The organism is Flavobacterium agri, assembly GCF_013401995.1.
Taxonomy (GTDB): domain Bacteria; phylum Bacteroidota; class Bacteroidia; order Flavobacteriales; family Flavobacteriaceae; genus Flavobacterium; species Flavobacterium agri.
Genome location: NZ_JACBJI010000003.1, coordinates 397090 through 410706, shown reverse-complemented (window position 1 = coordinate 410706; position 13617 = coordinate 397090). Strand labels below are relative to the sequence as shown.

Below are 13617 nucleotides of genomic sequence, written 5' to 3'. Positions count from 1 at the left end.
ATACAGATTTTAGAATGTTGAAATTGCAGGGAGAAACCTCAAAGGTTTTAAAAACCTTTGAGGTTTACCAAATCCCACGTCATTAAAAAACCGATTGCCTAAATTTGCAAAAAGCCACGCGCATGCCGTTAATAGACTACAGCAACTTCCTCGACAAGATACTTCCTGAACCCAAGTACAAAAAGTCGTTCCGCAACGCCAAGCAATCGTACCTGAACCGTATGCGTTGGGCCGTGACCATGTTCTACTTCGGAATGGGTTACACCTTCGCGTCATGGGCCGGCCGTATTCCCGATATCAAGAGCAATCTCGATTTAAGCGAAGCCGAACTCGGTACGATTTTGTTCGCAATTCCCATCGGACAATTGATCGCCTTGCCGATTTCGGGAAAAACCGTCACCAAATTCGGAAGCATAAAGATATCGATCATCTCGCTTTTGCTGTACGTGGCCTCACTGTGCTTGTTAGGACTTTCGCAGGTTTCGTGGCAATTGGCACTTTCGCTCGTATTGTTCGGGATTGCAGGTAATTTCTGCAACATTTCGGTCAACACGCAAGGGGTTTACGCCGAAGGACTTTTCCCAAAGCCCATCATGGGTTCGTTTCACGGTTCGTGGAGCCTTGCGGGTTTTTTCGGAGCGTTGACGGGAATGGGCATGAACGCATTCGGCTTTTCGCCCGCGGTCCATTTCGGATTCACGGCCTTTATCGTCTGCCTGTTGGTTTTGTTCAATTATAAATATCTCGTCAAGGCCAAACCGCGCACCGATCAACCGAAGGCAGGATTTTTTGCCACGTTCGGAGGCGTTTTGATCTGGCTTGGTGTGATCGCGTTCTGTTGCCGTACGAGCGAAGGCGTGATGTACGATTGGAGCGGCGTCTATTTTCGAGAAGTCGTGAATGCGAAAGGTGCTTTGGCCATGGTCGGCTATTCGGCTTTTATGATCACGATGACTTGCGGACGATTCTTAAGCGACAAACTCGTAGCCAAATTCGGACGAAGAAGAATCCTGATCACAAGCGGTGTCACGGTTTCATTGGGATTGGCGTGTTCGGTCGCATTTCCGTTCCTGATTCCGGCCACTTTTTCGTTCATGCTCGTCGGTATAGGCGTTTCTATGATTTTCCCGATCGTGTTCAGTATCGCCGGTTCGAATCCCGATGTTCCGACAAGCGCGGCCTTGACTGTCGTGACGAGTGTAAGTTTTCTAGGATTTTTGACCGGTCCGCCCGTCATCGGTTACATAGCGGAACAATCGAGTTTGAGGTATTCGTTTGCGTTTGTGGCGATTTTTGGGGTGGCGATTTCGATTCTAGTAAAATTCGTGAAGGACATACGGTGATTGGGTTTGCCACGAATGACACTAATTTCACTAATATATTTCGTGTCAATTCGTGGCTAAACTATGACACCATCTCACTAATGTTTCGTGCCAATTCGTGGAATTCGTGGCCGAAAAAATATAGCCACTAATGACACTAATTTCACCAATGCTTTGTGTCAATTCGTGGAATTCGCGGCTAATCTTCCTCGCATCACACGAACGCGCAAGGTTTTTCCGTTTTGGTTAATCCTAACCTTACCGATATGAAAAATTTGATGTATTTGGCGTTGTCATTTTTTATCGTGGCTTGTTCCGACAAAAAAGAACTTGGCGAGAAAAATCGGTTTTCCGAAAAAGACCTCGCGTATTTCGAAGCGATCAAAGCCAATGACGAAGCGCTTCCCGAACCTTTATACGGACAATGGCGTTATCATCATCACGAGCAAAAACAATCTTTTGACGACTATATTTCGGAGCGTCCTTTCAGTCCAAATTCCGAACAATCGGTAATTTACCTGCAACCGCTTGGCGAATTCACGTCTTTGCAGATGAAAGCGATCGGATTGACGCGCGACTATCTCGAGATTTTTTTCCAACGCAAAACGGTTGTCCTTCCGCCTGTTTCGGACGCGTATATTCCGCCAAATGCAAGACGAGAGAATTCCGGGCACGAACAATTGCTTACGGGCCATATCCTCAAAAAAATGTTGCTTCCCGCCGTTCCCGACGATGCGATGGCGCTCATGGCGATTTCGGAAAAAGACCTGTATCCCGACGAGGACTGGAATTACGTTTTCGGGCAGGCGTCGTATAAGGATCGCATCGGTGTCAGTTCTGTTTACCGGTTGCAGGACGAATATCTTTCGCAATCGAATTTCAAGCTCTGCCTGAGGCGGCTTATCAACGTTTCCTCTCACGAAATCGGGCACATGCTTTCCGTGAAGCATTGCCAATTCGCCAAATGCGTGATGAACGGCAGCAACAATATGGACGAGACCGACGTCAGCCCGAACCGTTTGTGCAGCGATTGCCAAAAGAAATTCACTTGGAATTTGGGGTACGACAATACGAAAAGACTTGAAATGTTGGTCGCTTTCACCCAATCGAACGGACTCGACACAGCTTTACTTGCCAAAGACCTGAATAGTTTTCCTAATTGAGGATTTCAGCCAGTCGGGATTGATATTCCAGATCGTCGTTAAATCGGATATGACCTAAGTTTTTTATCGAATAGAATTTTACTTTGGGATTTTCGGCCTTGATTTTTACCGAATTCTCATAAACGACGACCTTATCGGCCGTACCATGGAACATGTAAATCGGACATTTCACGTTTTTGAGGTAATCGGAAGTCGTGAAATTATACCGAAGCAAAAACATCGGAACCATCGGAAAACGCTTGATCGCCACCGAAGCCAAATCGTAATAAGGCGCTTGTAAAATCAGGTTTTTCGGATGTTCTTCAGACGCAAGCCAAGCCGCCGGACCCGTTCCTATCGAAAATCCGACAACGGTTATTTCGTCTTCGGGATATCGCTTTGCCATGTATTTATATGCCGTTCGTACATCTTCTAGGAATTCGTCCATGCTCGTGATATCGCCGCCGCTTTTTCCGTAACTGCGATAATCGAGGATGAACAGGTCGTATCCCAATTTGGTGTAAACTTCGCTCATATAACCCCAACCTTCGAGCGAACCGCCGTTTCCGTGTAGGTAAAACACAAGACCTTTCGCGGGTTTTTGGGCGTGAAACAGCAATCCGTTTAGCGAAACGTTGCCCGACGTCGCGATGTTGATTTCCTCGAAAGAAGATGTATAATCGAATTTGTAATCGGCGGCAAGCCTTTCGGGCGCGTGGAAAATCAGCTTTTCCTGGAAAAAATACAAAACTGTCAATACCGAAACATGCAAGGTAAGCAGCCCGACGATCACATATAGGAAAATACGGAGTTTGCGCATAACAGATTAATAACGGGAAGCATATTCGGCCTCATTTCCAGCCAAAAGTAACAACCGCGGATGGAATTTTACGTTTTTTCGAATATTTCCCCATTTGACCGGCATCCTGATGCTTATCTCATATCCAAAAAGGGACATGCTTACCGATGCTCCGTAATCGTCTTTCTCTGAAATTTTGGAATTACGGATTCCTTTCTCTATTTCGGAGGCGATTTCAGCAGATGTATACGACATTAGAAGAATCTGCCCTAGTTTACGGAACACACTCATGGAGGCATCCCCGTTAGAAAAATTCTTAAACAATATTTCTAGTGCCTTTTTCTGATTTCCGATTGCTATCAGATAATCTGCTTTTACGACATCCAGTTCAGACATGCGCATATCTATCGCATTTCCACAATCGTAAGGTGGGAAATATTCCGTTTCGGCTTTTCTTAAAATATCGGCTGCTTTCTCGAGATCCTTATTCTTGATATATAACGATACCAATGTCGTACTCACGTTGAACTTACTATCCATCCAACCGTAATACGGACCGAAAATGGTCGAACAAGAATCGAGATTGCGCCCATAAATTTTGGTTTCAGGCTTATAGTCGAGGATGTACTCGAGCTTCTCGACAGCCTTAAGAGACATCCCTTTAGCCGCAAATAAACGGGCAAGTGCTTGGTTTGTCCTGGTTATAAGCCCTTCATACGGGAAAGTCTTTTCAAAATCTTCCAAAATCCGAATGACGCCTATCGTGTCTTTCATACAACCCAGACTGTCAACTTCTGAAAGAAATGCGATGGCTTCCGGACTCGGATCTTTATGGTTCGCCGTCTCTTGGGCAAAAAGTACGTTGGTCACAAAAATACAACCTATTGAAAAGAAGTAAAAAAATCGCATCTCTCTTTTTGTGTCGAACGCATGACTTTACTTATTTATTCTTCCTCGTCATCTGAATCGTCGTCTTCGTACGAATCGTCGGTTTCGAAAAACAAAGGTTCGGTCATGATTTTGTCGGCGATTATTTCGACCCTTTCGGTGATTTCGGAGCAGGTAAATACGAATTGAGTCTTGACGATACTTTCGGCCAATCTAAGAATGACGGCATCTTGACGGTTTTTGAACAGCACATCGGCGTCGTCTATCGCGAAAAATCGAACCGTCGTCAAATTGAATCCTGCAGAAGCGAACATGGCGTTGATTTTCGTTGGAGTTCCGACCAATACGTCGATTCCCAACGAAATTTGGTTCTTGTCGTAATCGATGTCGCCTTTGTCATGCGCGCCTATCACACGCAAACCCGTGTATTGTCCGTATTTGCGGAACAATTCCACCATTTCGAGTACTTTTTCCTTAGATTCGACGATTATCACCGCGCGTGTACTTTCTCCTTCGGGTTTTTGCAGCTTTTGGATGGCATTGATGACGAGCAAGGTCGTTTTTCCGGTTGCGCCTGGCGATGCGATCACGCAGTCGGAACCGCTTTTGACGGTTGAGAACGTATCGGCTATGAGTTCGAACGCATCTTCAAGCCCATTTTCGACGAGCGCTTTTTGAAGGTTCGGGTTTATTTTTTTGAGTTGCATGAATCGATGTGATAATTGGTTTGCAAAGTTAGAGAACGAATCGCCATGCGAACGGTTGTCCTTCTCTAATTATTCCAATTTTAAAATTATCTGATTAGGCTTACTTGCTTGCGAAAAGTTTGACGTCGTTTTCGGAAATTTCGCTTCCGCCAAGGATGATAAGCCTTTCGACAACGTTGCGCAATTCGCGGATATTTCCAGTCCAATCGTATTCCTGAAGCAGTTTCAATGCCGGATCTGAGAACGATTTGGTTTCCTTGCCTTGCTCCTCGCCGATTTTGGCCGCAAAATGTTCTACAAGTAACGGAATATCGCTTCGCCTGTCGTTCAACGCCGGAACTTTTATGAGGATGACCGCCAAACGATGGTACAAATCTTCGCGGAAACGGCCTTCTGCGATCTCGTGTTTCAGGTCTTTGTTTGTCGCGGCGATCACGCGCACATCGACTTTTATTTCTTTTTCGTCACCGACGCGCGAGATTTTGTTTTCCTGGAGCGCACGCAACACTTTGGCTTGCGCCGATAAGCTCATGTCGCCGATTTCGTCAAGGAAGATCGTGCCTTTGTCTGCGGCTTCGAACTTGCCGGCGCGGTCTTTTACGGCCGAGGTGAACGCGCCTTTTACGTGCCCGAACAATTCGCTTTCGATGAGTTCGGATGGGATCGCCGCGCAATTGACCTCGATCAACGGGGCGTTTGCGCGCTCGCTTTTTTCGTGCAATTGGTGGGCGACGAGTTCCTTTCCGGTGCCGTTCGGGCCGGTTATGAGCACGCGCGCTTCTGTCGGTGCGACTTTTTCGATCATGTCCTTGATATGGTCGATAGGTTCGGAATTGCCGATCATCTCGTAATTTTTCGAGACTTTTTTCTTGAGGATCTTGTTCTCGACGACGAGTTGCTTCTTGTCGAGCGCATTTCTTACCGTGTTCAAAAGACGGTTCAGGTCGGGCGGTTTCGAGATGTAATCGAACGCGCCGAGTTTCATGGCCTGGATCGCGGTTTCCATGTCGCCATGGCCCGAGATCATGACCATCGGGATTTCGGGTTTTATCTTTTTGACGGCTTCGAGCAGTTCGACGCCGTCCATTTTGGGCATTTTGATGTCGCACAAAACCAGGTCGTAATCGGTGGCTTTGATTTTCTCGAAACCTTGTACGCCGTCTTCGGCTTCTTCGACTTTGTAGGTGTCGCTTTCTTCGGAAAGGATTTTGCCGAGCACGCGTCGGATGGCGGCTTCGTCTTCTATGAGCAGGATTTTTGGCATTTTTTTAGAAGCGCTGCGCTTTCAGACACGCCGCGCTTTAGACACGCTGCGTTTTGGATACGCTTTGCTTTAGATTTTTGGATTAGACGTGGGAATTTACGAAAGTTCTGCTGAAGCTTGGCGTTAATGGTTTGTCAAATTTGAGGAAGCGTTTACAATGGCGGCACTGCGTGCCCGCCCACGCACAATTTATCGATTCTACCCGTTACCCAATTGCAGATTTCATACACCAAATCTTAAAATCACCCAATTCCCCTAGCCCGATGGAAGCGGCTAGCTTTTGCGGGTCGTGTGCATTTTTTGCCGAAGTGTGCGGGCGACCGCAGGAAGCCCGCTAAACGAGTTGCAAAAAAACGCGCGACCCGTAAAACTAATAGCGGACAGCCGGATTGGCTTCTTATTCAGAAGGTGGTTGCAGAAACTAGCTGTTCTTGAAAACTCAACCCGAATACCTCATCCACTTGAACATCTCTTTCCACGTCGGCTTTTTGCCGTACATAAGGATGCCGATGCGGTAAATCTTGGCCGCGAACCAAACCACGGCGAAGAACGTGCCGAACAAAATACCCATAGACAACGCGATCTGCCACCAAGGTACACCGAACGGGATACGCATGAGCATGACGATAGGCGACGTGAGCGGAATCATCGAAAATGTCGTGGCGACCGTTCCGTGCGGATCGTTTATGACCGTGAAAACCCCGATGTAAACGCCCAACATAAGCGGCATGATGATCGGCATCATGAATTGCTGGGAATCGGTTTCGCTGTCTACTGCGGCACCGATTGCGGCATAAACCGAACTGTACAGAAAATATCCGCCGATGAAATACACGATGAACGCGAAAATCATCGTCCCGATCGGGAGTTTGCCCAATTCGGCTATATACAATTGGGAATCGGACATTTGGCTCGCTTGGGAAGCCATCTGGCCCGAAACACCGACTCCTGGCGTCACGCCGAAAAACGAAGCGGCCACGAGCAACAATAGCACACCGATAATCGACCAGATCACGAATTGAAGTACGCCTGCGAGTGATGTTCCGATGATTTTGCCCATCATCAATTGGAACGGTTTGACCGACGAAATGATGATTTCGATGATGCGGTTCGTCTTCTCCTCGATCACCGAACGCATGACCATGTTTCCGTAAATGATGATGAACATCATGATCAGGTAGCCGAACGCGCATCCGAAAGCAATCTTGATTTCGTTGAAATACTTGAGTCCGACTTCGCCCGAAGATTTCGAAAGGCTGATCTCTACATTGGCTTCGGCATTGCGGATCTGCAGCGTATCGAGCTTGGCGTTGACGTAATTGGTTTCGGTGAGTTTGCTGGCGATGATGTCTTCCAGCCCGGCCACGAATGCGATTCCGGGATCGTCGTCCGAATAATATTTGATGCTTTTCTCGAGCGATTTGCTGTCTTTGGCTTTCGGAATGAACAACACGCCTTCGTATTTCCCCGATTTGATACTGTCGCGCAAGATTTCGACCGCGACAGACGATTGGTTTTCGTATTTGAATGCGTCTCCGCTTTTGAATTCGTTGACGAACAATCCGGTCTCGTCGTGGATCGCGATGGTCTGGACGTCGGCCTTGAGTGAACTCAGATATCCGACGAGTACGGCAATTCCCGCAAACAGCAACGGACTCAAAAACGTCATCACGATAAACGACTTGTTGCGGACCTTGGCGATGAATTCGCGTTTGATGATTAGGGTAAGTGCGCTCATGAATGCAAGACTTCGGATGGATCGTTAGACGTTACGGTTTGTATGAAAATGTCGTTCACGCTCGGGATTTTTTCCACGAAATGCGTGACCTGGCCGCGGTTGGTAAGTACCGACAATAATTCGTTGGGCTTGGAATTCCCGATCTGGATGTTGAGCTTGAGTTCGTCATTGAGCGACTTGAAATCGGCTTGGGAAATCATGAATTTTTGAGTAAGGTCGTACATCAATCCTTCGACGTTATCGGTCAAAATCCCGACTTCGAAATTCTGGCTGCGGTGCGCGCGCTTCACGTCTATGAGCTTGCCTTCTATGAGTTTGTTCGATTTGTGGATCAATGCGATGTCGTCGCACAATTCTTCTACCGATTCCATGCGGTGCGTCGAGAAAATGATCGTCGCGCCCTGCTTTTTGAGTTCGAGGATCTCATCCTTGATGATGTTGGCGTTCACAGGATCGAAACCCGAGAATGGCTCGTCGAAAATCAGCAATTTTGGTTTGTGCAACACAGTCACCACGAACTGGATCTTTTGCGCCATGCCTTTCGAGAGTTCCTGGATTTTCTTGTTCCACCAGCCTTGTATCTCGAGCCTGTCGAACCAATATTCGAGCTGCTTTTTGGCTTCGGGATACGACAATCCTTTGAGTTGGGCGAGATACAGGCATTGTTCGCCTACTTTCATCGATTTGTACAAGCCGCGTTCTTCGGGCAGATATCCGATATGGGAAATGTGTTTCGCGCTGAGTTTTTCGCCGTCGAGCAACACTTCACCCGAGTCTGGGAACGTGATTTGGTTGATGATTCGGATGAGTGAGGTCTTTCCGGCACCGTTCGGCCCCAAAAGCCCATAAATGCTGCCTTTCGGAACAGACAAGGACACAGAATTCAAGGCCGTATAGTCGCCGTATTGCTTGACGACGTTCCTTGCTTCGAGTATGTTGGACATGATTGTTTTTTAGTGGCGTAAAGATAGTGAAATGCAATAAGCCGTAAACTATAAGCAGTAGGCAACGAAACGGCAAAAAATCACGATTCTCCCATTTATGGAGTATAAAAGCCTATTGCTTAAAGCGCGAAGCAAAAAAAACCCACCCTTATTTGCACAAGGATGGGAAAAATTGCTATGAAAAAGAAATTACTAGTCACCTAGTAACACCGTCAAAAATAAAAATGTTTTTTTAATTATGAAAACATATCCTTGACTTTTTCAAAAAAAGATTTTTCTGTCTTTTCGGGCGATGGCGCAAAACTGTCGTCGTTGAGCGCCTTTTCGAAAAATTGCTTCTGCTCTTTGGTCAACTCGCGTGGCGTCCAAACGTTTACGTGTACCAAAAGATCGCCCGAACCGTAACTGTTCAGGCTTGGCACACCTTTGCCTTTAAGCCTTAATATTTTTCCTGATTGTATGCCTTCTTCGAGCTTGATGCGCACCTTTCCGTTTACGGCGTCGATATCTTTCGAGATTCCGAGAACCGCTTCGGGGATACTGATATACAGGTCGTAATGCAAATTCTCGCCTTCGCGCTTGAGGAACTCGTGTTCGACCTCTTCGATCGCCACGATCAGATCGCCCGGAATCCCGTTGCCGGGAGCATCGTTTCCTTTGTTGGCGACTTTGAGTTGCATGCCGTCTGAAACACCAGCCGGGATTTTGATCGATACGGTTTCGTCTTCGGCAATCATTCCGAAAGCGTCTGCATCTTTTGGTTTGTGGTCGATGATCTGGCCGATTCCCTGACATTGCGGACACGTCGAAGCCGATTGCATACGTCCCAAAATCGTATTGGTCACACGCATCACCTGACCTTGGCCGTTACACATCGGACACGTTTTATAGGTCACGCCTTTCGCCTGCACTTTGCGCTTTACCTTGACTTTTTTCTCGACGCCGTTGACGATTTCGTCCAAAGTCATTTTCACTTTGATGCGCAGGTTGCTTCCTTTGGCGCGACGTTGCTGTCCGCCGCCAAATCCGCCACCGAACCCACCGCCGAAAGCCGATCCGAAAATATCGCCGAACTGGCTGAAGATGTCGTCCATGTTCATGTGATGACCGCCACCGAAACCGCCGGCTCCGTTGAACGCGTTGTGTCCGAACTGGTCGTATTGTTGGCGCTTTTGCGGATCGCTCAACACTTCATAGGCTTCGGCTGCCGTCTTGAAATTCTCTTCGGCCTGCTTGTCGCCAGGATTCTTGTCCGGGTGATATTCGATCGCTTTTTTGCGATAGGCTTTCTTGATTTCGGCCGCGTCTGCCGATTTGGAAACCCCGAGTACTTCGTAATAGTCTTTTTTCATCTTCTTCTCAGGCTGGATTCAGCTGTTTTGTTTGGTTTTAACAGGATTACTGTCCGGTCACGACTTTTGGGAAACGGATGATTTTGTCGCCCAATTTATAGCCTTTTTCGATCACGTCGACGATTTTGCCTTTCATTTCGGGCATCGGGATTTGGGTGATGGCTTCGGCAAAATCGGCATCGAACGTGTCGCCCGGATTTACTTCGACTTGCTCCAATCCTTTGGATGTCAACGTACTTTTGAACTTGTCGTGTATCAAAGAAACGCCCTTTAGTAGGTTTTCGTCTGCCGATTTACCGATTTCGGCCAACGCACGATCAAAGTCGTCAAGAACCGGTAAAAGCGCCAAAAGCACTTCCTGGTTCGCGGTCTTGAACAATTCGACGCGCTCTTTGGCGTTGCGTTTCTTGAAATTCTCGAATTCGGCGAAAAGGCGCAGGAATTTGTCTTTTTCCTTGCCCAAATCGTCACGAAGTTGTTCCTCGACTGACTTTTCGTCAACGATCACTTGTTCGCCGTTGGCGTTCGCCTCTAATGTCGTCTCGTCGAATTCGGGTTGGTTGTCGTGGATGTTCTCGTTGTTATCTGTTGCCATTGCTGGTATTTTGTGTGATTTTATTCAATATCTCGACACCGCCAGGCTGTATTTCTGGCAGCGATTTGCGTGCGAGGGTGCAAAAGTAGTTCCAAAATGGGTTAGATGTCAAATTGTCATCGGAATTAATTCATTAAAATCTATACTTTCGCGCCCAAATTATTTTTACGAAGAAATTATTACTCACAGTTTTTCTGTTTAGCAAGATTTGCGTGGGACAAAACAATGTTCCCGACCCGGATTTTGGCACAAACGGACATGCCGTCTACAGTGGTTTCGGTATGCAATCTAAAGAAACCGCAAAGGATGCCCTACGCCTTGGGGATGGCAGCTATATTTTTGCGGCGATCACAGCAGTCGAAAACACATCGCGACTGTTTCTGGCCAAATACAATTCGGCAAACAGGACCGATCTGGCATTCGGCCAAAACGGGACTAGCATTTTATATGATTATGCTTCCGATGTATCGGCGACTTCCAAAGCGTTGCTCGGATTGCAGTCGGACGGCAAGATCGTCGTGGCCATCGAAAACAACGGCGCGCTGCTCGTGAACCGCCTGACCGCCTCGGGAATCCCTGATCCCTCATTCGGCAACCAAGGCGCCATGGAATTGGCTCTCGATGGCAAAACCCTGAAAGACATGCGCGTTTCGAGCGACGACGAAGTATTGGTTTTATTGAGTTCCCCGGCCACATCAACGGAGCCGGTCTCAACCCTGATCAGGATAAATACCGACGCTTCTCTTGACACTACTTTCGGCACGAACGGACAACTCGCCGTGGGCGTGGGTACAACCGGAACCCTGGGCGAAGGGATTTTCGTCACGACGGATGCGATATGGGTTTGCGGACAATCGATCAATGGCACTACAAAAGATTCTTTTGTGCTCAAATATCTCTCAAACGGTACGCCTGATATAACGTTTCAAGCCAACGGACTGAAAGTGTTTAACATTGGCGGTAATGATTTCGCCTCCACCATAGCGGTTACAAGCAACTCAAAAGTTTATGTTGCGGGTAGTTATATCACAAACGGAAAACAGAGGTTTTACATCAATGAAATACTTAGTGACGGCACATTGGACCCGACACATCAAAACTACATTACGAGCTGGTTTTCGACATACACGGATGCCACTCTTGCTCTTTGGAAAAAAGCAATCGTGGACACTTCCGGCAGGATAGCCTTCTATGGAAATTATAAATACACGTCTACCTACCCAATAGAAATTTTTACCTGGACAATAGCGAATTCAAGTGTATCAGTGGGTGAGGAAATATTCACACCTCTTTCAGAAACCACATTTGCCTTTTCAAACAATGGAAATCTTGCCTGCTTTGGCAGTAAAAACCGCAGACTCTATTCAGCCGACTTAATCAATGACTTTCAAAATTTTTATGCCGATTTATCGACCCCTGTCACGCTCGGCATCCCTCTCCCGTCCGGAAGTGTGGAAGCGCGCGACATTGACCGTTTAGCAAACGGGAAGTATGTCGTTTGCGCTTATGGCCCGGATGCTTCTCGCAATGGAGGTGATTCCGTTTGTCTTTTGGGCTTTTTAGCCAATGGTCAACCCGATTCCGGATTCGGGCAAAACGGCAGTGCTTATATGCAGGGCATGTCCTATACTACCGAAGCGTTCGAGGTAAGGCAACATTTGGCGCCTGATGGACACATATTCCTAACTGAAGGCCGAAGAAGGGTATGCATCTATAATGAGAATGGGACTTCTAACGCAGTGTTAGCTTTGTATGACAATTACACTTTCCATGAATCTTCAGAGGAAACAAACGGGAAAACGATGCTGTTTGGGCATACGCAGTTTACTTACGAACCCCTTATCGTCCGTATGAAGACAATAGAGGGTAACTATTACTATGACCAAACTTTTTCCGATGACGCTTATTGCACATTGCCTTTTAGCGGGCAAATCGATGCCTATAAAGTTTTTCCCGACGGATCGTGCCTTGTTTCAGGAATCAAATGGAGCACCAGTTCAGAATTGGACATATTCGTTGCCAAAATCAATCAAAATGGAAGCTTAGCGACTTCTTTCGGCACAAACGGTATCGCAAATTTCGATTTTGATCCCAATGAGAATGTACATTGGATGGACGTCACAGCCTCTGGCAAGATCCTTTTGGCCGTGACCTCGGCCAATGGGAGTTATGTTATGCAACTCAACAGCGACGGAAGCATCGATACCTCTTTCGCAACCAATGGCAAATACATTACGACCGGTACCTATGCGCTGGCTTTATGTCTTGCAGACAATGGTGACATTATTTTCGGAGGCAACAAATTGTCAAGATTGAATCCGGACGGGGCACTCGACACTTCGTTTGGAGTAAATGGACTGCTCGATCTTTCCTTTGATGGAAACTACACCATAATCGAAACACTCAAACGCCAGTCTGACGGGAAAATACTGGCCGTAGGCAATGGCGGCAACGACTCAGGGCAAATCCGGATTTTCAGGCTGCTTCAGGACGGCGCATTGGGCACGATCGATTTCGCCAAAAACGAATCTATGATTTATCCGAATCCGGTCGAAAACCAAACCACCTTCACCTACGAATTAACACAGGACACAAAACTTACCGTATCGCTTTACGATTTGAACGGAAAACTGCTTAAAACCTATCTGCCAAACGAAACACAAGCGACCGGAAAACACGATTTGATCATCGATATGCCTGATGGAATCCAAACCGGACAATACATCCTGAGAATGTCGTCTGTCCAAGGTTCGAACAGCGTCAAACTCATCAAAAAATTAAACGTAATGTATTAGAAATGAGCTAATCGAAAAATTTTAGCACTTTTTTACAACTATTTCGATTTCGTTTCGTTATGTTTGTTTTA

At 46.9% G+C, this 13617-nt stretch carries 11 protein-coding genes; 3 read left to right on the top strand and 8 right to left on the bottom strand.

Annotation, left to right across the window (positions count from 1 at the left end):
* The first annotated feature begins 122 nt into the window (after positions 1-122).
* Positions 123-1343, top strand: a complete 1221-nt coding sequence (locus HZF10_RS09185) for an MFS transporter (RefSeq protein WP_176005899.1) — start codon at positions 123-125, stop codon at positions 1341-1343.
* Between the two features lie 245 nt (positions 1344-1588).
* Positions 1589-2485 (top strand): archaemetzincin, encoded by an 897-nt coding sequence (locus HZF10_RS09180; RefSeq protein ID WP_176005898.1) that lies wholly within the window; start codon positions 1589-1591, stop codon positions 2483-2485.
* On the opposite strand, the gene HZF10_RS09175 is transcribed toward HZF10_RS09180, so the two are convergent.
* The 8 genes from HZF10_RS09175 to HZF10_RS09140 form a co-directional block, all read right to left on the bottom strand.
* On the bottom strand, positions 2478-3284 hold the full coding sequence (locus HZF10_RS09175) for an alpha/beta hydrolase (RefSeq protein ID WP_176005897.1): 807 nt from the start codon (positions 3282-3284) through the stop codon (positions 2478-2480). The two genes, HZF10_RS09180 and HZF10_RS09175, sit on opposite strands and share 8 nt — an antisense overlap.
* Before the next feature lie 6 nt (positions 3285-3290).
* Positions 3291-4133, bottom strand: coding sequence for a hypothetical protein (locus HZF10_RS09170; RefSeq protein ID WP_176005896.1), 843 nt, complete (start codon positions 4131-4133; stop codon positions 3291-3293).
* A gap of 74 nt (positions 4134-4207) precedes the next feature.
* Positions 4208-4858, bottom strand: a complete 651-nt coding sequence (locus HZF10_RS09165; RefSeq protein WP_176005895.1) for a DEAD/DEAH box helicase — start codon at positions 4856-4858, stop codon at positions 4208-4210.
* A gap of 100 nt (positions 4859-4958) precedes the next feature.
* The gene (locus HZF10_RS09160; RefSeq protein ID WP_176005894.1) at positions 4959-6122 is read right to left on the bottom strand and encodes a sigma-54-dependent transcriptional regulator; all 1164 of its coding nucleotides are present in this window, start codon (positions 6120-6122) and stop codon (positions 4959-4961) included.
* Between the two features lie 439 nt (positions 6123-6561).
* Entirely contained in the window at positions 6562-7860 is a 1299-nt protein-coding gene (locus HZF10_RS09155; RefSeq protein ID WP_176005893.1) for an ABC transporter permease, read from the bottom strand.
* Complete coding sequence (locus tag HZF10_RS09150) at positions 7857-8804, bottom strand: ABC transporter ATP-binding protein (protein ID WP_176005892.1); 948 nt, start codon at positions 8802-8804, stop codon at positions 7857-7859. The genes HZF10_RS09155 and HZF10_RS09150 overlap by 4 nt, the downstream gene beginning before the upstream one ends.
* Positions 8805-9040: 236 nt before the next feature.
* Positions 9041-10156, bottom strand: a complete 1116-nt coding sequence (dnaJ, locus tag HZF10_RS09145; protein ID WP_176005891.1) for a molecular chaperone DnaJ — start codon at positions 10154-10156, stop codon at positions 9041-9043.
* 46 nt (positions 10157-10202) lie between these two features.
* Complete coding sequence (locus HZF10_RS09140; RefSeq protein WP_176005890.1) at positions 10203-10751, bottom strand: nucleotide exchange factor GrpE; 549 nt, start codon at positions 10749-10751, stop codon at positions 10203-10205.
* A gap of 212 nt (positions 10752-10963) precedes the next feature.
* On the opposite strand from HZF10_RS09140, the gene HZF10_RS09135 reads away from it, so the two are divergent.
* Positions 10964-13546, top strand: coding sequence for a T9SS type A sorting domain-containing protein (locus tag HZF10_RS09135; RefSeq protein WP_176005889.1), 2583 nt, complete (start codon positions 10964-10966; stop codon positions 13544-13546).
* Positions 13547-13617 lie beyond the last annotated feature (71 nt).

Excerpts from the sequence above, each read along its gene's own strand:
- HZF10_RS09185 (WP_176005899.1), top strand. The coding sequence starts at position 123 with ATGCCGTTAATAGACTACAGCAACTTCCTCGACAAGATACTTCCTGAA.
- HZF10_RS09180 (WP_176005898.1), top strand. The coding sequence starts at position 1,589 with ATGAAAAATTTGATGTATTTGGCGTTGTCATTTTTTATCGTGGCTTGT.
- HZF10_RS09175 (WP_176005897.1), bottom strand. The coding sequence starts at position 3,284 with ATGCGCAAACTCCGTATTTTCCTATATGTGATCGTCGGGCTGCTTACC.
- HZF10_RS09165 (WP_176005895.1), bottom strand. The coding sequence starts at position 4,858 with ATGCAACTCAAAAAAATAAACCCGAACCTTCAAAAAGCGCTCGTCGAA.
- HZF10_RS09160 (WP_176005894.1), bottom strand. The coding sequence starts at position 6,122 with ATGCCAAAAATCCTGCTCATAGAAGACGAAGCCGCCATCCGACGCGTG.
- HZF10_RS09155 (WP_176005893.1), bottom strand. The coding sequence starts at position 7,860 with ATGAGCGCACTTACCCTAATCATCAAACGCGAATTCATCGCCAAGGTC.
- HZF10_RS09150 (WP_176005892.1), bottom strand. The coding sequence starts at position 8,804 with ATGTCCAACATACTCGAAGCAAGGAACGTCGTCAAGCAATACGGCGAC.
- dnaJ (WP_176005891.1), bottom strand. The coding sequence starts at position 10,156 with ATGAAAAAAGACTATTACGAAGTACTCGGGGTTTCCAAATCGGCAGAC.
- HZF10_RS09140 (WP_176005890.1), bottom strand. The coding sequence starts at position 10,751 with ATGGCAACAGATAACAACGAGAACATCCACGACAACCAACCCGAATTC.